This is a genomic window from Dyadobacter sp. HNCC25DJ183, from assembly GCF_056895175.1.
In genome coordinates, this window is sequence record NZ_JBXHAP010000007.1 from 184,367 (window position 1) to 206,124 (window position 21,758).

The following is a 21,758-nucleotide window of genomic DNA, read 5'->3' on the forward strand; positions in this document are numbered from 1 at the left end:
AAACTGCCGCATACCTTTGGTTCCCGCGTTTACGTTAATTCTGTCTATTGGAATTTACATCTCTCATGTACAAGTATCTGGTACTGTTTCTTCTGTTCTCTGCCATCGCGTCGGCCCAAAATCCCGATAGTGCGGCAGTTTACAAAAGCGATAGTGTCCGGTACACAAACCTGAAAGCGCGTATGTCGAAGACGAAGTTTTCACGGGCGGTGTACAGGTTGCTTTTCCGGGATGTTTACAACCAGGGCAAGATCAAGGAGGTGAAAGAAATCGAGACCAATCCTTTTACACCTTACGAGGGAATGGTTATCCGGAAGATCTACATTCGCCAGCTGGATATCATGGGCGAATCCGTTTACGATACCACGCGTACCGGCAACCGGCTTGAACGGTTTTTGAGCAAAACGCTGCACACCAACACACGGGAGGGAATTATCCGCAAATCTTTCCTGCTGTTTTCGGAAGGAGACGATATCCAGGCGCAGGTATTGAAAGATAACGAACGCCTGCTGCGTGAAAACCGCACCATTCTGGATGCGCGTATCATTGTAGTACCCCGGAGCGATGTAACCTGGATGGCCGATGTGGTCGTATTGGTGCAGGATTCGTGGTCGCTTAACTTTGCGGGCGGGTTCAGTGGTTTCAATAAGTTCAATGCATCTGTCGAGAACATCAACGTACGCGGAACCACACATTCCCAGCGCACGGGAATCCGTTGGAACGCCAACGATACCATTCAGAAATTCCAGTTCAGGAGCATTTATACGATTCCTTATATAGGAAAAACGTTCATCACCGGCCAGGCCAACTTTATTCTTGAACGTGATGTAAAGGAACAGTCGATCCGATTTTTCCGCCGCTTTTTAACCAACGAAACCAAATACGCCGGCGCGCTGGAAATCGGGCATACCAATGTGCGGCAGTACAAACGAAGACTGGACGATACCGATGTGGAAATTCGCTTTCCAACCGAGTATGCTTATTACGATGCCTGGATCGGCCGGGCTTTCAAGTTTCCGTTCCCCGACAGCAGGCTCGCCAAAAACTCGCGGATTGTGACTGCATTCCGGCACAATAAGTACCACTTCGAAAAACGCCCGCAAGTCTCAGCCGATCTCAACAAAATATACTGGAACCGCAGCGCCACCCTTGTGAGCCTTGGATACTCCAACAGGAACTACAAACGCGACGTTTTGATCTACGGTTTTGGTCGTACGGAAGACGTGCCGATAGGCAGCCTGTTCGCATTGACGATCGGGAGAGAGAATACAGAGTTCGGGGTGCGCGGGTATGGTGGCGTACAGTTTGCCACGGGTAACTACATTCCGCACAATCTGGGCTACATGTACTTTCTTGCCAATGTAGGGACTTACTCCAAAAACGGGGTTGCGCAGCAGGGCGTGATCAATGGACAGCTGAATTACATCAGCAACCTGATCCCATTCAGATACAGTTTCTTCCGTCAGTTCCTTACATTCCGCTACACCCACGGAATCCGCCGCGATCCGCTCGACTACCTGAATATCAGCGGAGAACAGGGTATCAGGGGCATTAACAACGATCAGCTGATTGGCACAAAGCGGCTTACCGTGGGAACGGAAACCGTTTTCTTCTCGGATAAGAGTTTGCTCGGGTTTCGTATTGCTTACTTTGTTTTCGCAGATCTCGGGCTGGTCAATGGAGTTTCTTCGCTCTGGAGCGGGCCGCTTTACCAGGGTTACGGGCTCGGACTCAGGCTAAGAAATGAGAATCTTACCTTTAATACACTACAAATCCGCGTCGGATACTACCCCAACATACCGGGCAACACAGCAGAGTGGCGATTTGGAGCGAGCGGCAACGTTCCGCTGCGTTTACGCGACTTCGATATCTCGGCCCCAGCTATAGTCCCGCTGCAGTAATTTCCCAAAATACTGCTTTACAGTCACTTGCAGACAAAATTTCATTTTTACCACTAATTTCGGACTTCCTATCCTGCTTTTTCGGATATGTGAATTAACTTTGTGGAATTTTTGGACGTACCCCTGCTGAAATTTACCAGGCAACCCCAAAAGTTGTTAAAGTATTTCCTTCATTTCTACAAAAATACCATCTACTGTGCCCAAAAATACGAATATCAAATCCGTTCTGATTATCGGTTCAGGTCCCATTGTCATAGGTCAGGCTTGTGAATTTGACTACTCTGGTTCCCAGGCTGCCCGTTCGCTGCGTGAGGAAGGAATTGAAGTAGTTCTTATCAATTCCAATCCGGCAACCATCATGACTGATCCTATCAGTGCAGATCATGTTTATCTGTTGCCATTGGAGAAAAAGTATATCGTTGAAATTCTTGAAAAACACAGAGCATTAGGCAAGCCCATCGACGCGGTGTTGCCAACAATGGGAGGCCAGACTGCATTGAACCTCGCTATCGACTGCGACAAGGCAGGAATCTGGAAAAAATATGATGTGGAGATCATTGGTGTTGACATCAAAGCGATTGAAACGACTGAGGATAGAGAGAAATTCCGGTTGAAAATGCTGGAATTAGGTGTGAATGTGTGCGAAGGCCGGACAGCCCGCTCGTTTTTGGAAGGCAAGGAAATCGCTCAGGAAATTGGGTTTCCGCTGGTAATACGCCCCTCCTTCACATTGGGTGGAACCGGCGGCGGCTTCGTGGAGAAAGAAGAAGATTTTGATCAGGCATTGAATAACGGCTTACACGCTTCTCCGGTACACGAAGTACTGGTTGAACAAAGTGTAATGGGCTGGAAAGAGTACGAGCTGGAATTGCTGCGCGACGGCAATGGTAACTTCATCATCATCTGTTCAATCGAGAACTTTGACCCGATGGGCGTACATACAGGTGACAGTATCACGGTAGCACCCGCGATGACATTACCGGACACGCTTTACCAGCAAATGCGCGACCTCGCTATCAAAATGATGGACGGGATCGGAAAATTCGCAGGCGGCTGTAATGTGCAGTTCTCTGTGAACCCTGCAGACGACAAGATCATCGCGATCGAGATCAACCCACGCGTTTCTCGTTCTTCGGCGCTTGCTTCAAAAGCAACAGGTTACCCGATTGCCAAAATCGCTGCTAAAATGGCGATTGGCTATAATCTTGACGAATTGATCAACCCGATTACCGGAAGTACCTCCGCATTCTTCGAACCTTCGATTGACTACGTGATCGTAAAAGTGCCGCGCTGGAATTTCGACAAGTTCAAAGGCGCTGACCGCTCATTGGGCTTGCAGATGAAATCGGTTGGAGAAGCAATGGGTATCGGACGGAATTTCCAGGAGGCATTGCAAAAAGCCTGTCAATCGCTTGAAATTCGCCGGAATGGTCTTGGAGCCGACGGCCGCGAGCTGCGCGATCAGGAAGCGATTAAGAAAAGCCTTAAAAATCCGAGCTGGGACCGTTTGTTCCACATTTACGATGCATTCAAAATCGGGTTGTCTTTCAAAACAATCCAGAACCTTACCAAGATTGATGCATGGTTCCTGCGCCAGATCGAGGAGCTGATCGAGCTGGAACACCAGATTGAGAAATACGAACTGGACGATCTTCCAAAGGAACTGCTGCTTTCGGCCAAACAAAAAGGCTATGCCGACCGCCAGATCGCCCACTTGCTTGGAACCAAGGAAAGCAAGGTTTACGACAGAAGAAAAGCACTGGGTATCAAACGTGTTTATAAATGTGTGGATACCTGCGCGGCCGAGTTCGAAGCGAAAACGCCTTACTACTACTCTACATTTAATACCTCGCAGGAATATCCCGACAATGAATCGATTGTCAGCGACCGCAAGAAAGTAATGGTACTGGGTTCAGGACCTAACAGGATCGGTCAGGGAATCGAGTTTGACTACTCGTGCGTGCACGGGGTTTTGGCAGCGAAAGAAGCGGGCTACGAAACAATCATGGTGAACTGTAACCCTGAAACTGTTTCGACTGACCCGGATATCTCCGACAAGCTTTACTTCGAGCCAGTTTTCTGGGAGCACGTGTTTGACATCATTGAGCACGAAAAACCGGAAGGTGTGATTGTGCAGCTTGGTGGACAGACTGCATTGAAAATGGCGGAAAAGCTGGAAAAGTATGGTGTTAAAATCATCGGTACCAGTTACCATTCGCTCGACTGGGCAGAAGACCGCGGCCGGTTCTCGTCACTCCTGGAAGAACTTGGTATCCCATTCCCGAAATTCGGAACGGTACGTACATCCGATGCGGCGGTAGAGCTTTCAAGAACACTGGGCTTCCCGTTACTTGTTCGTCCGAGCTACGTTTTGGGTGGACAGAGCATGAAAATCGTGATCAATGAAAAGGAACTTGAACAACACGTTGTGAAGATCCTGCACGATATTCCTGACAATAATATATTACTTGACCACTTCCTCGAAGGTGCGCTCGAAGCAGAAGCCGACGCAATTTGTGACGGTGAAGACGCTTACATTATCGGTGTAATGGAGCATATCGAACCTGCGGGGATCCACTCCGGCGACTCGCACGCTGCATTGCCTCCATTCGATCTGAGCGCCGACGAAATCCGCCAGATTGAAGAGCATACGCGCAAAATTGCCCTGGCAATGAATGTGAAAGGTTTGATCAACGTGCAGTTTGCGGTGAAAAACGGCGTCGTGTTTGTAATCGAGGCCAACCCGAGAGCTTCCAGAACGGTACCTTTCATTTGCAAAGCTTACCAGGAACCTTATGTGAACTATGCAACGAAGCTGATGCTGGGTGATAAAAAACTGTCTGACTTCACATTCAATCCTGTGAAAAAAGGCTGGGCAATCAAGATCCCGGTATTCTCTTTCAATAAATTCCCGAATGTAAATAAAGAGCTTGGGCCGGAAATGAAATCGACCGGAGAAGCGATCTACTTTATCGATGATTTACAGGATGATTTCTTCCAGAAGATATATGGAGAAAGGAACCTGTATCTGAGCCGGTAACAACGAATTCAGATCCAATTTTCAAGTGGCGTACAGAGCAATCTGTGCGCCACTTTTTTATTTGCGGAACTCGCCTGACCTATTCACATTTTGTAGAAAAACTTGTACTTTCGGTCACTTTTGTAACTCCTCTTAAACATGTTTAAACTTTACCCCTGCATTCTTGCATTGCTACTGCTTTGCTCACGTTCTTTTGCCCAAAACAATTCCATTACCATTGACCATACCTATCTTTCTTCCTCGGTTTGTGTCAATACTACCTACAAAATTCCCGTCATTGTAACAGGGACTTTCAATGCGGATAACAAGTACACGGTACAAATCCGCAAAGCTTACGCGAATAATATCAGTGTGGAACTCCCGGCAGTTTTGGTGGGCGGGAACCTGGAATTCAGGATTGCAGATTCGCTCTCACTTGGCAACTCCTACGTTCAGATGCGTGCGTCGACTTCCTCTCCCAAAGTTCAAAGCGAGTGGAGTTCTTCGATCGGAATCCATACCAAAGGGAAAGTTGTATTGAACCCTCCCGGCAAATCCGATACTTTGAATGCATTTGACCGTGTGGACATTCTGCTGGAAGGTAACAACTTTCAGGAGGGCCGCGTCACGTTGAGTGATAGCAGTAAGATCAGTATTTATTCCAATGACGGCAGATTTTCTCAGCCATACAGCCTCACAGTTACCCAGAGCGGCAATTATACGATTGCGCATGCAGAGAACTTCTGCGGGGCAATGGCTGTAAGCGGAAGTTACTCGGCGGTAGTCAACAAAACTGCTGTCAAAACAATGCTCGTGACCCCTACTGAGCTTTGTGAAAACAGTGAACTGAAGATACGGATTTCCACCAGCGGAGAAGCTTTTACCAATGCAACTAAATACAAGGTGCGGTTCCTTCGCCATGCATTCTACAACGAGACACCTCTGGTCTTAGAAGCTCCGGCTACTGTAGACGGAAATTTTTTAAAGACGAGATTTCCGGCCAATGCGAATATCAATGGTTCTGCAGGATACAGTGTGCAGGTTGTTACAGAAAATCCGGCAACAGTTTCTTCCATTTACCAATCTCCTATCCAGGTTTGGTCAGCTCCCGGTGCTACTTTCAATACGCAGAGCCAGACGATCAATTTTGGCGATTATATGCAGCTGACGGTCAACATGACGGGCTTAGCGCCTTACTCGCTTGAATTTGCCGACGGTACCATATATAAATCCAACAGTTCCACAGCTTACATTACGAGCAATCCCACGGCAGATCAAAATTTTTCGATCAAATCTCTTACAACCGGTTGCGGTAAAATAGAGATCCGTGACCCGCAGGTAGTAGAGATCAAGGTTCGTCCGGGAATCAGGATTGATGATACGCAGCGACAGCTGATCTGTGCAGGGACACAGGGTAGGATCAAAATACAGAGCAATGCAAATTTCACCAGCGCTTCCCAGTTTTTTGTCAAACTGTATAACCAGTTTACCGGCGAGACCAGCACGGTGAATGCAAGTAAAAACGGTGACTACATTGAATTTTCTTTGCCTGCCCGGGAAGGCGGTTATGGTGGCTACGGTTATCAGATTATCACTTCGCAACCTGCCTTGCAGACGAATCAATCGTACAGTGTAGTGCTGCAAACCATGCCGAATGTGCAGTATACCGGTTTCAATGACACATTTACATATGATAAGCCGCAGATCGTGGCATTAAGATTCGGGCTAACCGGCGGCTCGCCTTACAAGGTCGAATACATGAACGGCACGATCGCTGAATATGAATACGAAGGAAATGTTGCGGGTAAAGATTTTTTCCTGAAATCCAATACAGAATTCAAGATCAAATCGATCAGCAACAGCTGCTTCACTAATAATAATCCGCGCTCGGTCAATCTATCGGTAAAATCAACCAGCGCGCCAGGGATCTACATTGAACCAATCAAACACGAGATCTGCGAGACAGACAGCATTGACATTGTGTTTGGCACGGTCGGGACCTTTAATCCGGGAAACAAGTTTCAAATTCAGGGTTACGGCAATTGCTGTGAGTTCCAAAACCTGAAAACAGTCGAAAGCGGTGGCACTTACAAGATCAGGCTGAAATCAAATTACTGGTATTCCGGTAATGCCGGAGTACGGATTACCTCTACAAATCCGGTATTGTTCAGCGAAGTGCAGAACACCACATTGCAGCAGTCGCTGTCGAACATTACCATTTACCCGGAAACGACTCCGGAAAACCCGAGCTTATTCCTGGCCTCGGAAAGGGGATATATTACCGTAAGATCAGGAACAAGCAGCATTTCACAGGCTACCTATTCCGTTGATGGCGGTGGCGACCAGGTATATACTTCGACAAACACGGGCAATTCCTCCATTGAAATCCCCGTTAAAGCGCCGATCGGAAAAATGGCTGTGTACACGGTCAAATCCGTAGCAAATACGTGCGGAAGTGCGCCGGTTAACCTGAGCGCGCACATAGTACCTGTTGCATACCGCATTCAGCTCACTAGCTATAATGGAAACAGCAACTTCTGCACCGGTGACCCGATTTCGGTTTCATTCGGTGTGAGCGAAGGTACAGCTTCACCAACAGCCACGTTTGACCTTGAAATCGTCAAACAATATTCCACTGAAAAAACAACCATTGTAAAAGGCGGTACCGGCCCTACATTGAGCGGGTTTATTCCAGCGAACCTGGCCGCAGGCAGCTATAATATCCGGGTGGTCTCTTCTGAGGGGCCCGTTACTAACGATTCTTATGTTCAGATCAATGAGCCGGCAACTGTCCAGCTGCTCAGCGAGAACATGAGCGATAATGTAACTGTAGAGGCAGGACAAGCGATTAATCTGAAACTCACCTTTACCGGCAGTAGCCCCTTCAATGTGATCTGGCAGGATAATTCAACCGCGAACTATTACTCGGGACTGCAGGAAACTGTTTACATGTATGCGCAGAAATCACAGGAATATGCGATCAAGCAGCTTTCAAATGCATGTGGATATGGTAAAGTTTCGGGTCGGGTTAAAGTATCCGTGAAGCCTCAGCTGACCATTCAGTCCAATACGTCATCGGTTTGTCCGGGAAATAGTATCCGGATCAACTACAGTCTGGCGGGAGAGGCTGATCTCTCCGACGGAAATATCCGTTTTATCCTCGTCGACCTTGACAATAACACCGAGATCCCGCTTGATTCTACCAAAAACATCACAGGAGAAATCAACCTGAAAATACCTGTCGCATTGGCTGGCAACAGGTACCAGATCAGGGGGACGGTCGCCAAATATGCGCTCACCACCGCAGTTAATGTTTATGTTACTACCCGCGCGGAGCTAAGTATCAGCGGCAACACGACCATTAACAGCGGAGCTTCAACGCAGCTGGCGCTCAAATCGAGCAAAAGCAACGGATATGTGGAATATACATTATCAGACGGGACGCGCGGCAATCTTTACGCTTACCCGGGACAGATCAGCTATATCCGCGTGCAACCCCGGCAAACTACTACTTACACGATCTCCTCGGTACGGAATGAATGCGGCGAAGGAGACCGGTCCGGATCAGCGACTGTGGAAGTAAACCCGGCTTCGGCAAGAAGTGTGAGTGTTACCAGCTGGACTTCCCAGAACAGCGCAGGATTTTGTACCGGCGACACAATAGCAGTTTCCTACGCTACCCTCGGCACATTCACTTCCAGCAATATCATGACCGTGCAAATCTCAGACACAACGGGAAAAAACTTCCGGCCCATTACGACAATCGGAAACACGAACCCCCTCAAAGCGGTACTTCCGGGTGACCTTTTGCCAAACGGACAATACAGAATGCGTGTAGTGGCGAGTGATGCGGGCACAGCAAGCGGCGCTTATGAATATGCCATGGTTGCCGGGCAGAAAGCCAAGGCGCGTTTTGCTTCCGAGTCAGTTATTTTTGATGGTAAAAACAATCCTAAAATCACCGTGCTACTGGAAGGCGGCGCGCCGTGGACTTACCAATGGGGAACAGACCTGCTGATCAATACGCGGCAGACTTTTAACCCGACGGACATAATTGAGCTCTTCCAGGCTTCACCCAACCAGTATTACCGCCTTTTCAGGGTTTCGAACAACTGCGGAGCCGGTACGATAGAGAGTCCGGGAACAGTGCGCGTGGAAATGGTCACTGCCACTGAACCTACACTTACATTCAAGGTTACCGTTGCACCTAACCCTGTTCAGGAAGTACTGAATGTCACATTCGAGAATGCGGCTGCATTGAAGAAGATCAGTTTGTACGATATGAATGGAAGGGTACTCCGGCAGGTTGAATCCCGTAAAACTTCCGAGGAAATCAATATTGCTGCATTGCAGCGCGGCTTGTACTTGCTTGTCGTAGAATCAAAGGGAAGAAAAAGTACATTCAAGGTTGTGAAACAGTAATCCCGGATTCATCATTTGAAAAACAAAAAACCGGCACTGAAAAGCGCCGGTTTTTATTTATAAGCTATTTAAGATTATTTCACTTCTTCATAATCGACATACTCGCCGCCCTGGAATCTTGAAGATTGATTGGCATCCGGTGGTACATTATCCACTTTGACGCCACCTTGTGCTCTTTGTTGCTGTTGCCTTTGTTGCGCCCGGAAAATTTTCTCCTGCTCTTTCACCAACTTCCTTCCGACAAGTAAATGGAAGATGAAATTTCTAAAAAAAGGAACAAACGCCAGTAGCAGCAGGAATATGAGAATTATATTAAATACCAGTTTCATTTTTCAAAAGTTTTCTTCTCTGTATAACGCAAACCTAAGTAAAATAGCACACTAATATAGGGAAAATCCTAACGAATGCGGCTCTACGCCTGTGGAAAGGTCAGTAACTGGTATAAACGGGTTCTTATTTCCCAATCCTAAATCGCCACTGCCTTGCTGTTTTCCACTACCCTTTCGTAGTAAGATTCGTAATGCGGCAATATTTTGGCTACATCAAATTCTTTCGCGCGGGCAAGCGCATTGGCTTTGAATGTCGGCAGGTTATCATCGCTCAAAATGTATGCCGCGTGTTTTACCATATCGTCTACATCGCCTACATTACTCAGGAATCCGGTTACTCCGTGCAGGTTCAGTTCCGGCAGTCCGCCTGCATTGGAAGTGATCAAAGGTACCTCACACGCCAGCGCTTCCAGTGCAGCCAGACCGAAGCTTTCAGATTCGGAAGGCATTAAAAACAGATCTGCCACGGACAGCACTTCTTCAATCGCATCGAGCTTACCCAGAAAGCGGATATCCGACAACATATCAAGGTCTTTGCAGAGCCGCTCAATGCGCGCACGATCGGGACCGTCGCCTACGAGCAGCAATTTGCTTGGAAGCAGTTTTCGCAGTTTTTCGAAAATCATAATCACGTCGTCAATCCGCTTCACTTTCCTGAAATTGGATGTATGGACGATCAGCTTTTCATTGTTGGGACAGATCGCAAGTTTGAAATGATCTTTCTTTTGTCTGTTAAAACGGTCAAGATCAATGAAGTTTGGAATTACTTCAATGTCTTTGGTAATGTTGAAGTGGCTGTATGTATCGCGTTTCAAAGATTCTGAAACAGCTGTGATACCGTCGGACTGGTTAATGCTGAATGTCACTACCGGCTCGTAAGACTCATCTTTACCGACCAATGTAATATCGGTTCCGTGCAAAGTTGTAATCACCGGAATGTGGATTCCCTGCTGGGCGAGTATCTGTTTGGCGAGGTAGGCGGACGATGCGTGCGGGATTGCGTAATGTACGTGCAGCAGATCGAGGCCGGCATTCTGCACCACGTGTACCATTTCACTCGAAAGCGCCGACTCGTAAGGCGGGTACTGGAACAACGGGTAGGCAGGTATATTTACTTCGTGATAATAGAGGTTCTCATTGAAGAAATCGAGTCTTTGTGGTTGAGAATAAGTAATAAAATGAACCTGGTGACCAGCTTTCGCCAGTGCTTTACCTAGTTCGGTAGCTACCACACCGCTTCCTCCGAAGGTTGGATAGCACACGATACCGATTTTCATAATGTTCGTAGAAAAGTTATTTCCTCCCGGCCCAATTTATTGCCAGGCAGGTTTTCATTTGAGCTAACAACAAATCATTGATTTTTATCCCACAAATGGATAAAGAAGTTAAGAATTGTCGTTAATGCTTTAAAATGATAATTTTATCGTCTAAACCTTCTTTTCAGCGTTAACCTGCATTAATGTGTCGGTCAGGTCCAAAATCAGATTACGGGATTACATCGCAGGAAGTGCGCGGCTGGTTCGCTCCACTAATCTGGTTATAGTTGCGCTTACGCAGTACCTCACACGGATTTTGCTCATCGGGCCGAGAAGTGAATGGCGGTCCATTATAGCGGACCCGGATCTTTTTCTGCTGTCTCTCTCGACGGTTTGCATTGCCGCTGCGGGCTATATCATCAATGATTACTTTGATATTAAAATAGATATCGTCAACAAACCCGAGCGCGTGGTGGTGGGGCGGTACCTGAAAAGGCGCTGGGCGATCGGTGCGCACCAGATACTGAATGTGCTCGGCGCGGTACTCGGACTGGCGGTGAGCCCGTACATTTTTATCATCAATGTGTTTTCCATTACGCTCCTGTGGTTTTATTCGGAGCGGTTCAAGCGGGCGCCGTTTATCGGTAACTTCATTGTTTCGCTGCTGACAGCGATGTCGCTCCTGATCCTGACGGTACATTTCCCTGCCAACCGGCACCTCGTGCTGATTTACTCCGTTTTTTCATTTTTTATATCGCTCGTAAGGGAAGTAGCCAAGGATATGGAGGATATCAAAGGAGACGAAGCGCACGGTTGCCGCACGCTGCCGATCATCTGGGGCATTCCGCGCACCAGGAATTTCCTGTATGTAGTGCTGATCCTTTTTGTATTCACGCTATTTGCAATGGCGAGGGTACTGAACAACAGCCTGCTTGTGCTGCTATTCATACTGCTGCTCCTGCCCATTCTTTATCTCGCATTCAAGCTCTCGCGGGCCGATACCCGGAAGGATTTTAAGGAAATCAGCAGCTTATGCAAGATCATTATGCTGCTTGGATTACTGACGATGATCTGGGCATAGTATCCCCTTTAATCAAATTTTTGTATGCCTGCATCCAGGCAGCCTGCTTCCGAGTATATTTAGGTATTCGTTGTTAATCAAATCTTTATAACCGAAAACTATGAAAAGGTACTTATTACTTGCATGCTGCCTCATTGCTACATTTCTCCTGCCTGCGTCAGCCCAGGACTGCGCCGGGTTTACATTAAAGGAAGGCTCAGGATTTGAGATGGACAACTTCGATGCGAAGGGCAAATCGATTGGCAAAATCATCTATAAGGTTGCAAAAGTGAGCAAAGACGGCGCATTCACTGTTTTTAATATCGATATGGAATCTTTCAACAACAAAGGACAATCGCAATTGAAAAACAGCTACGAGATGAAATGTGACGGAAACGTAATGGTAATGGACGCCAGTGCGCTTGTGAGCCAGGAGCAGATGAAATCGTTCCAGGGAATGGACATGAAATTTACGTACGACAACATTGAATATCCGTCCAAATACAGTGTCGGCGATAAATGGAAAGATGCCTCGGTAAAAGGAGAAGGAAAATCAACCGCGATGCCCGTTACCTTTAATATGGCGATCAGGAACAGGACGGTGACAGCCCAGGAAAAGCTGACTGTGCCCGCAGGTACCTTTGACGCTTACAAGATCAATGCGGATATGAATGTGCAAATGGTCATGGGCTTTCCGATCAAAGTAGATATGCAAACGATCTCTTACCGGACGCCGGGCGTGATCTGGGATTTGAAAACAGAAACTTACAGGAAAGGAAAGTTAATGGGATACAGCGAATTGACTAAAATATACTGACTTTTTCACAACTGCTCTTTGTAAAGAACGGCTTTCGGAACTTTCGTTAGCCGTTCTTTTTTAGTTTTGTCCCGGCGATCCCGCTTTCCATCTCATCGATATCCACCTTTAACCTAACCTAATGAAAAGAATAGCCATTTTTGCCTCCGGCTCAGGAACAAATGCAGAGAAGATCAGTGAGTACTTCTCGGAAAGGGCAGATGTAGAAGTTTCCCTGATATTTACCAATAACCCTATGGCCGGGGTAATTAAACGGGCGTGCAGCTTACAGATACCTGTTGTTTTTTTTGATAAAAGAACGTTTTACCAAACCGGAAAAATACCCCAGATACTAGAAAATGAACGCATTGACCTTGTGGTACTTGCCGGATTTATGATGCTGGTACCTCCGGGTCTCGTCAATGCATTTCCTGATAAAATCGTCAATATTCATCCCGCTTTGCTCCCCAAATATGGCGGAAAGGGAATGTACGGGCAGTTTGTGCACGAAGCTGTTGTGAATGCAGGCGAGCGAGAATCGGGCATAACCATTCATTATGTAAATGAGCATTACGACGAGGGCAACATCATATTCCAGGCCACCTGCGAGGTAGCGCCGACAGATACCGCAGATGATGTGGCGACCAAAGTGCATGCGCTTGAATATGAACACTACGCGAGAGTGATTGACGAACTGCTTGCAAAACAATAAGATCAGCAATGTTCTACTTCATACTGGCGGTGGTTTTCACCGTAGCGCTCTACCTGATCATGCGGGCATTTCCGAAGTACCAGGTGGATTCTTTTCATGCGGTGGTTTTCAATTATTACGCCTGTGTGCTCACCGGCCTGCTGCTCACACCCGACCTTGCCGTTTTCAGACAAATTGAATGGACTTCCCCGGGAATACTGCTTACGCTCGCATTGGGAACCATGTTTGTAACTGCATTCATGCTCATCGGATTAACCGCGCAGAAGGTAAGTGTTACCGCTACTTCCCTGGCAGGGAATATGTCGCTGGTCATCCCGGTACTTTTTGGTCTTTTTGTATTTAAAAACAACAACAAGGAATTTACTGCTATCAATTACGGCGGGTTGCTGGTTGCACTTGCAGCCCTCGCCCTCGGCGCCATTCAGAAAACAGGTGTAAAGGAAAAATCAGGTACAGAAGCGACCGGTATCTCCGGTATTTCTGCCGGACTATGGGTTTTGCCGGTGCTTACTTTCCTGGCTTCCGGCACCAATAATACACTTATCAACTATTTATCGGTACGCTATTACGAGCCCGGGCAAACCACTGTTTTCATGATCATAGCCTGTACAGGCGCAATACTGGTCGGCACTTCCATTCTCATTTATCGTTCGGTGGCTTACAAACAGCGGCTACACCTGCGGAGCGTCGTGGGTGGCTTGATCCTGGGTGTACCCAATTTCCTGTCGCTCTATTTTCTCCTGCTTGCATTGGCTTCCTTCGGCAACAGTGCAGCCTTTGTTTTCCCGATCTACAACATTCTAAGTATGCTGGTATCCTCGGCAGCAGCCTGGCTGATTTACCGGGAGAGACTGAATTCTTTAAACAAATGGGGGCTCGTTCTGGCTGTAATTGCTATATTGATGATCTCCTACCAGGAATTAAATCTCTAACCAGCACCGATGCCTGAACCCCCAGAAAAAATCCGCCCGCAGATCGGCATTTTCGATCTGGGCATGATCGTGATCAGCCTTGTAATCGGGATAGGCATTTTCAGGACACCAGCCATTGTCGCCAAACAGGCTGGCAGTCCGGAGATATTCTTTTCGGCGTGGATTGCAGGTGGGATTGTCAGTCTGATCGGTGCATTTGTATTTGCCGAGATCGGCAGCAGGCACCATTTTCCAGGCGGTTTTTACAAGCTGATCTCAACTGCCTTTCACCCGCTTTATGCATTTATGATCAACTGGGTGATCGTTCTTACCTACGGAGCCGGAATGGCAGGGGTCGCATTGATTGGCTCAGAGTACATTAATCCTTTGTTACCTGCATTTGCACACGGACAAAAAGGGATTCTGGGTACTGCGATTATTACGTTGCTATTTTTTTATGCAATCAATATGCTGGGGGTCAAATCCGGTTCCCGAACCCAGAATGTACTGAGTAGCCTGAAAATTATCATGATGCTGGCTTTGTGCGCGGGTATTTTCTACTCCAGCTCAAATGGAACTGCGGGTACAGCTCCTGACCTTAATCCGGGAGCAAACTGGTTATCTGCATTTGGCGCCAGTCTGATTGCCGTATTTTACACGTTCGGGGGTTATCAGCAGACGCTTAACTTCGGTGCCGACATTAAAGATCCTGTGCGTAACACGCCAAGAGGTATTTTCCTGGGTATGTTCCTGATTCTTGGGCTATACCTCGCATTGAACTACACCTACTACCATGTGCTCGGTTACGAAGGTCTCAGTAATTCCAGCCTGATCGCCGCGGATGTAGCCAACGCACTTTTCGGTCATTGGGGCAAGGTATTCTTCTCACTTGCCATTTTCCTTTCCGTTTTGGGCTTTATCAATGCGACCATGCTGTCGCTGCCGCGGGTTTACTATGCGCTGGCGGATGATAACATATTACCATTTGTATTCAAGAAAGTAAACCCGAAAACCCAGGTTCAGGAATTTGCCCTTACGTTTCTGATCGTGACTACGCTCCTGTCGCTGTGGGTGCTCGATACTTTCGAGCAGATCGTCAACTACGTGATGTCCGTAGACAGCATCGCGCTCGCCAGTGCAGCAGCTACCCTTTTTGTTTTTCGAAAACAGGCTGGCAAGAATGATCCTCATAAAGGTTTCAAAATATGGGGATATCCGGTACTTCCAGCATTATTTGTCACATTCCTGCTCATCACAGCTGCCAATGTAATCTACACCGACCCAGGCTCGGCGCTGGTTGGCTGGGGCCTGTTCCTCGGCGGCGCTCCGCTCTACTACCTGCTTCAAAAGCTCGGCAATAACGCCGGCAATCAACCGCGCTAGCAGCATTGAGGGAAACGTATACACTTGTAGATGAATTTCCCCGGTTACCACGTTTATTTTCCTAATATAATTATACAAATACCACCTTTTGGTAGACATTGTAGCTATTTAGCTACCCGAAGATCGCATTGAGACTCCTGGTACACATTTTTCAGATTACAGCTATATTGCTTTTCAAAACACATTCACATGAAAAATTGTATTATTCTGTTACTGGTCGCATTAGTATGTAGCCAACAGGCACAAGCTCAGGAGAACGTTTCTATCGGACCAATTGCAGGAGTTTCCATTGCTAATCTCCGTGGAGATATTTCAAACACAAACTGGAAGCCCGGACTGACCATTGGTGGTTTTTACAACTACAGTTCTGAAACAGGATTTGGATTCAGCGGACAGCTGCTTTTTACTCAACTTGGGGCACAGACAGACAGCAAGCGTAACGAGATCAACCTTAACTATATCCAGGCTCCATTGCTGGCAACTTTCTTCTTTGGAAAATATGGTGACGTGGTAAGACCGAAAATCTTCCTGGGTCCTACCCTCAACTTTATGACTTCGGCCCGTGATAAAAACGGAAACAACATCAATGGTGATTCCAACAACCGGAATTACAGCGTCTTCGACTTGGGTGGTGCAGTTGGCGCAGGACTTAATATCAGATTGGCGCAAAAAATCTGGTTAAACTTTGACGCACGCTACGGATTCGGCCTGCTGGATCTTACCAGACTGGACAATTCAAACATCAAGAACAATAACTGGGGTATTAACACAGGCCTAAGCTTCCCGTTGGGAACTTACGACAGGAACACAGGTCGCCTTAGAACCCGGTAAGCACACTAAATTCGATCGAAAGCACACTATTGCTGGATAACAAGCACACTATCAAAAATTAAGAAAGCACACTATCAAAATAGAAAGCACACTATTAAAAAATAGATAACACACTATTTCAGATAGAAAGAAGGGCAACTCAGCTGAGTCTGCCCTTTATTTATTTATCAGCGCCGCTGTGAGCACACGCTCCCGAATCCGCATAGTCGGGCAAAGCCGTCTCACAAAAACCCCGGTTAACTTTGATATATATGAAAATCAGGAACTTCTCCCTTTACGCCATGGCCTTTGTTTACATCTTTGCAGGTGTCATGCATTTTGTTAAAGCTGAGCTGTTCCTCGGCATTGTTCCGGAGTTCCTGCCAGCTCCGCTCGCAATCGTGTACATCAGCAGTATTTGTGAATTTGCATTTGGGTCAATGCTTTTGTATCCCAAAACCAGAAATGCAGCTGCCTGGCTGATTATCCTGCTGCTGATCGCCGTTTTTCCGGCCAACATCAAAATGGCAATGGATTATCAGCAACAACAAAACAGCCACTTGTGGATCGCGTTACTACGGCTTCCACTGCAATTTGTACTGATCTGGTGGGCATGGTTGTACACAAACCATGCTGCCCGAGCTGCAATTACGCCGCATAACACGGATTAAGGCGTAACTTTGCACTTCAATTTGAATTGCATGATGACATTTGAAGATTTAAACCTCACCAAGCCGCTATTAAAGGCAGTTGCTGATGCGGGTTATACTACTCCTACTACTATTCAGCACAAGGTATTTCCGGTCATGATGTCCGGAAAAGATGTTTGCGGCATTGCGCAGACGGGAACGGGAAAAACAGTCGCCTATCTGTTGCCTACCCTTCGCCAGATCGAATATTCCAAAGACAGATTACCGCAACTGCTGATTTTGGTGCCGACCAGAGAGCTGGTCGTGCAGGTTGTGGAAGAAGTAAAAAAAATAAGCGCTTACCTCACGCTTGAAGTAGTGGGTGTATACGGAGGCGGGAATATCAAGGTGCAAATGGCGGAACTGCACAATGGCGCAGATGTGGTGGTAGCTACCCCCGGGCGCTTGTTTGATCTTGCATTGAATGGCTCTCTCAAGACAAAGAACATCAAAAAGCTTGTTATTGATGAGGTAGACGAAATGCTGAACCTCGGCTTTCGCACGCAGCTTAAAAATATCCTCGATCTCCTGCCGCAAAGAAGACAAAATCTTCTTTTCTCTGCGACACTCTCGCAGGAGGTGGAGCAGCTGATGGAAGCTTATTTCAACAATCCCGTGCGCGTGGAAGCAGCTCCGGCTGGTACTCCGCTGGATAATATCGAACAGCAAGCTTATGAAGTTCCCAACTTTTACACAAAGGTAAACCTGCTGGACCTGCTGCTGGACGAGCACGAGGAAATGAGCAAAGTGCTGATTTTCGTTGCTACAAAAAAGCTTGCTGATCAGCTTTACGGACAACTTGAACTGGGGTACCTGAATAAAATCGGGGTTATTCACTCGAATAAGGAGCAAAACCACCGGTTTAATACAATGCGACAGTTTCACGACGGCACTTACCGCATCCTGATCGCGACAGACATTGTTGCGCGCGGTATTGATGTTGCGGAAGTATCTCATGTTTTCAATTTTGATATCCCCGAAGCGCCCGAGAACTACATTCACCGGATCGGAAGAACGGGACGGGCAGATAGAAAGGGTGTCGCGATCTCATTCATAACGGAAAGGGAAAAACCGTTTCAGGAAGAGATAGAGGAACTGATGGAGTTCAAGATCCCCATGCTGCCGCTGCCGGAAAATCTGAAAATTTCTGACATACTGACTCCCGACGAAGAGCCGAAGATCTTCATGAAGGATATTCTTGTGAAAAATCCGAGAAATGAGAATGTCGGACCTGCGTTCCATGAGAAGCTCGCGAAGAACAAAAAGGTGAACATTCGGCGCGACCACGCAAAAGAAAAAATGCAGAAATATGGCCGCCCGATCAAGCGGTCAGGAAAGAAATAAAAAAGTTTAAAATTTTTTTCTCCTCAATGATCTAAAGAATAATCCGTGTCGTAAATAGTTGTGAATCGACGGAAACGAGTGCTTGAATGTGGTTTGAAACACTGTGGGTTCATTCAAAAATTGCTGACAAGGCTGTTCAAAACAGCAGATCAAAGGATACAATTAATTATTGTGGAGGGTAAGGTAATACATAGAGAGGGTGACAGTGTCATCCTCTCTTTATTTTTGGCTGATAATAAAAAAGCTCCCGGATTTTATTTCCGGGAGCTTTTTTATTGGTATGGGAGGATCAATGATCCGACTTTACTTTTTCGAGATTAAAGAGATCATTCAGCACGTCGATCAACGTTTCGGCTTCGCCTCTTTTGCACGCAGCTTTCAGTTGTAGTACCGGCAGTTTCAGGATCTTCTGCATCATACTGGATGTAATCCTTTCTACTTTTTCCAGTTCCGAGTCACTTAAATTTTTGGTAAAACGGGTCAGTTCTTCTTTCCTGATCTGTTCCAGTGCGCCTTTCAGCTTTTGGATAGTAGGTGAAACAACCATTTCACGCGACCAGTCATTAAATTCTATCACTGCCTCGTCAATGATCTCACGAACATGCGGCACAGCCGAGAGCCTGCGGTGCAAAGCTTCATCCGCTTTCGAACGGATTGAATCAATGGTATAAAGCATTACGCCGGGGATCTCTTCTACTTCCGGCGAAACGCTTCTTGGAACTGAAAGATCAATAAAATATTTAAATGACATTCCGCGCAAACGGACCATCATCTCCTTTGTAAAAAATGGTTCGTTGCGGGCAATAGAAGAAACGATGATATCTGCTCTTGAAATTTCCGCTTCAATATCTGAGAAATCGGCAACCCGGAAACCCAACTCGCCGCCCAATACATCGGCTTTGCTTCTGGTACGGTTGATCAATGTGATATCTGCATCCTTATTCTGCGCCAGGTTCCTGCAAACGTCCGTTCCGATCTCGCCTAATCCCACGATCAATATCTTCGGATTTGGCATCAGACCTTCCAGCATTTCAACAGCTGCATAAGAAACAGAAGCTGCGCCATCGCGGAAAAAAGTCTCCTGCGCTACGCGCTTGTTGGCAAAGAAGATCGTGTGAAGCAATCTGTGCAAAAACGGCCCCGCCATATTCAGGTCGGCAGACCATTGATATGCATGCTTGATCTGGTTCGGGATTTGCATATCCCCTACTACCTGCGATTGCAGACCAGTCGCTACCTGAAATAAATGCTGAACAGCTTGCTCGCCGTCAGAAAAACTTTCGAAGTACGATTTGAAGATTTCGGTATCGGTAATTCCTTTTTCGATCAGAAGGAGCTTGATAATATCCTCATTCAGATCGGTTTGGGAAGAATAATAAATTTCGGTGCGGTTACAGGTGGAGACGGCTAAGACATCAGTGACATCGAAGAAATCTTTTAGACGAAGCATAATGCTCTTCGCTTCCGCCTCGTTCAATGCCAGCTGTTCTCTAATTGCGAGAGGAGCGTTCCGATGTGATAAACTTATTAATTTGAACTGATTATACATCACTTTGTCTAATTCAATACACAAAAGTACGGCGCAAAATTTCAATTGAAAAACGAAAGGGTGACCGACAGTTTATTTAGAAAGCATTTAAATAAATGTCTGAAATCTTATGCTAGTTACCCTGCTTTGACAGTAAAAAACATGATTAAAATCAGCTTTATAACTGACACAGAGACCCAACATTACGGTCAGCGAATCCACTAAGCTTAAATATTTTGCGTTATTTGTACACCACAACATAAATATCCGCCTGCGCGTGCCCGATACTGAATGATCAGTCCAACTTCCAAGCGAAAACCCCGTTTCCGGCTGCATCCCGCAGCGATATTGAACAGTCAGCGGCTAAGGCGATCGCTGATGGATACGTATGATCAAAAAAGCACATATAAATACCTGATTGGCGTCATTTTGCTGGTTTTAAGTATCAGTTCGCTGTTTTACACCGACAAGCTGGTGGAAGAGCTTGAACAGCGCGAGGAGCGTGAAGTTCAGCTTTATGCAGAGGCATTGAGATATGTGGTGAACAGTCCGCTGGACGAAAATTTCAATGTGGTTTATCAGGTTATCCAGGATGCGGTTAATTTTTACCAGATACCTGCCATTTATCTCGACGAAAATAACCTGACCTCGCCGGATCGTACCATGAATATTGATTTTCCCAAAAACATGAGCTTGCAGGAGCGGGAAAGGATTATTCAGGACAAGCTGAGCGTGATGAAGCTTGAACATCCTCCCATTCCCGTTGAACTGGGCAAAGGGCGCACCGGCTACATTTATTATAGTAATTCATTTTTGCTGACCCAGCTCAGGTATTATCCCTTCCTGCAGCTTTCGGTAATGCTGCTGATCGGCTACCTGGCTTATCTCGCATTCAGTTCGGCGCGGAAGGCGGAGCAGAACCGCGTTTGGGTGGGGTTAGCGAAAGAAACGGCACACCAGCTCGGAACGCCACTCTCCTCGCTGATGGCTTGGGTAGAGTACTTTCGCAGCGATCCGTCGATTGATCCTTCCATTGCGGAAGAAATTGAGAAGGATGTGATCCGCCTGGAAATGATCACTACGCGTTTTTCAAACATCGGATCTGTCCCGACATTAAAGGATGAGCCGATTGCTGAAATCGTCTCTAACTTCATCAACTATCTTGAAAAAAGGGTTTCTTCCAAAGTCAAATTCACGGTTGACAATCAGCTTGCAGCAGAGCAAACTGCGCTTTTGAACAAAAACTTGTTTGAATGGGTGGTAGAGAATATCTGCAAAAATGCAGTGGACGCAATGAGCGGGATAGGCGAAATCAATGTGAGCTTACAGGCGCCGCCCAATAACGATGAGATCTGGATTGATATAGCCGATACGGGAAAAGGGATGAGCAAAGCGAATATGAACAAAATCTTCAATCCCGGATTCAGTACCAAAAAGCGTGGCTGGGGACTTGGACTGACACTTGCCAAACGGATCATCGAAAATTATCACTCCGGCAAGCTTTTCGTCAAGAACTCTGAAATAGGCAAGGGAACCACATTCCGTATCATATTAAACGCCAGCATCATAGAATGAGCCGGCGTTTATAAAATGGATTA

Annotated in this window: 15 protein-coding genes; 12 read left to right on the forward strand and 3 right to left on the reverse strand. The window is 46.7% G+C overall.

Annotated features, from left to right (window positions below; genetic code table 11):
• The first annotated feature begins 65 nt into the window (after window positions 1-65).
• The 3 genes from AC1XTG_RS18690 to AC1XTG_RS18700 all read left to right on the forward strand — a co-directional run bounded on the left by AC1XTG_RS18690 (window position 66) and on the right by AC1XTG_RS18700 (window position 9,342).
• Window positions 66-1,901: a BamA/TamA family outer membrane protein gene (locus AC1XTG_RS18690; RefSeq protein ID WP_056285022.1), complete on the forward strand. Its 1,836-nt coding sequence runs from the start codon at window positions 66-68 to the stop codon at window positions 1,899-1,901.
• A gap of 196 nt (window positions 1,902-2,097) precedes the next feature.
• The gene (carB, locus tag AC1XTG_RS18695; protein ID WP_484842997.1) at window positions 2,098-4,941 is read left to right on the forward strand and encodes a carbamoyl-phosphate synthase large subunit; all 2,844 of its coding nucleotides are present in this window, start codon (window positions 2,098-2,100) and stop codon (window positions 4,939-4,941) included.
• A 138-nt stretch (window positions 4,942-5,079) separates the two neighbouring features.
• On the forward strand, window positions 5,080-9,342 hold the full coding sequence (locus AC1XTG_RS18700) for a T9SS type A sorting domain-containing protein (RefSeq protein WP_484842998.1): 4,263 nt from the start codon (window positions 5,080-5,082) through the stop codon (window positions 9,340-9,342).
• A gap of 74 nt (window positions 9,343-9,416) precedes the next feature.
• Here AC1XTG_RS18700 and AC1XTG_RS18705 read toward each other — a convergent pair whose 3' ends face one another.
• Together AC1XTG_RS18705 and bshA are read right to left on the reverse strand one after the other, a co-directional pair.
• Complete coding sequence (locus AC1XTG_RS18705) at window positions 9,417-9,671, reverse strand: DUF4834 family protein (protein ID WP_056285032.1); 255 nt, start codon at window positions 9,669-9,671, stop codon at window positions 9,417-9,419.
• A gap of 137 nt (window positions 9,672-9,808) precedes the next feature.
• Window positions 9,809-10,948: an N-acetyl-alpha-D-glucosaminyl L-malate synthase BshA gene (gene bshA, locus AC1XTG_RS18710; RefSeq protein ID WP_056285035.1), complete on the reverse strand. Its 1,140-nt coding sequence runs from the start codon at window positions 10,946-10,948 to the stop codon at window positions 9,809-9,811.
• A gap of 178 nt (window positions 10,949-11,126) precedes the next feature.
• On the opposite strand from bshA, the gene AC1XTG_RS18715 reads away from it, so the two are divergent.
• The 8 genes from AC1XTG_RS18715 (at window position 11,127) to AC1XTG_RS18750 (ending at window position 18,632) form a co-directional block, all read left to right on the forward strand.
• Entirely contained in the window at window positions 11,127-12,008 is an 882-nt protein-coding gene (locus AC1XTG_RS18715; protein WP_056285038.1) for a geranylgeranylglycerol-phosphate geranylgeranyltransferase, read from the forward strand.
• A gap of 100 nt (window positions 12,009-12,108) precedes the next feature.
• A complete protein-coding gene (locus AC1XTG_RS18720; protein ID WP_484842999.1) occupies window positions 12,109-12,804 on the forward strand; it encodes a TapB family protein in 696 nt (231 codons plus the stop codon).
• Window positions 12,805-12,925: 121 nt separating this feature from the next.
• A complete protein-coding gene (purN, locus tag AC1XTG_RS18725) occupies window positions 12,926-13,495 on the forward strand; it encodes a phosphoribosylglycinamide formyltransferase (protein WP_484843000.1) in 570 nt (189 codons plus the stop codon).
• A gap of 8 nt (window positions 13,496-13,503) precedes the next feature.
• Window positions 13,504-14,427 (forward strand): hypothetical protein, encoded by a 924-nt coding sequence (locus tag AC1XTG_RS18730; protein ID WP_056285048.1) that lies wholly within the window; start codon window positions 13,504-13,506, stop codon window positions 14,425-14,427.
• Window positions 14,428-14,436: 9 nt separating this feature from the next.
• Window positions 14,437-15,789, forward strand: a complete 1,353-nt coding sequence (locus AC1XTG_RS18735) for an APC family permease (protein ID WP_484843001.1) — start codon at window positions 14,437-14,439, stop codon at window positions 15,787-15,789.
• A 189-nt stretch (window positions 15,790-15,978) separates the two neighbouring features.
• Window positions 15,979-16,620 (forward strand): porin family protein, encoded by a 642-nt coding sequence (locus tag AC1XTG_RS18740; RefSeq protein WP_484843002.1) that lies wholly within the window; start codon window positions 15,979-15,981, stop codon window positions 16,618-16,620.
• A 251-nt stretch (window positions 16,621-16,871) separates the two neighbouring features.
• Complete coding sequence (locus tag AC1XTG_RS18745; RefSeq protein WP_484843003.1) at window positions 16,872-17,270, forward strand: DoxX family protein; 399 nt, start codon at window positions 16,872-16,874, stop codon at window positions 17,268-17,270.
• Window positions 17,271-17,303: 33 nt separating this feature from the next.
• On the forward strand, window positions 17,304-18,632 hold the full coding sequence (locus tag AC1XTG_RS18750) for a DEAD/DEAH box helicase (RefSeq protein ID WP_056285060.1): 1,329 nt from the start codon (window positions 17,304-17,306) through the stop codon (window positions 18,630-18,632).
• Window positions 18,633-18,921: 289 nt separating this feature from the next.
• Here AC1XTG_RS18750 and hemA read toward each other — a convergent pair whose 3' ends face one another.
• Entirely contained in the window at window positions 18,922-20,181 is a 1,260-nt protein-coding gene (hemA, locus tag AC1XTG_RS18755; protein WP_056285064.1) for a glutamyl-tRNA reductase, read from the reverse strand.
• Window positions 20,182-20,451: 270 nt separating this feature from the next.
• Between hemA and AC1XTG_RS18760 the strand changes: the two genes are divergently transcribed.
• Window positions 20,452-21,735, forward strand: coding sequence for a sensor histidine kinase (locus tag AC1XTG_RS18760; RefSeq protein ID WP_484843004.1), 1,284 nt, complete (start codon window positions 20,452-20,454; stop codon window positions 21,733-21,735).
• Window positions 21,736-21,758: the final 23 nt, after the last annotated feature.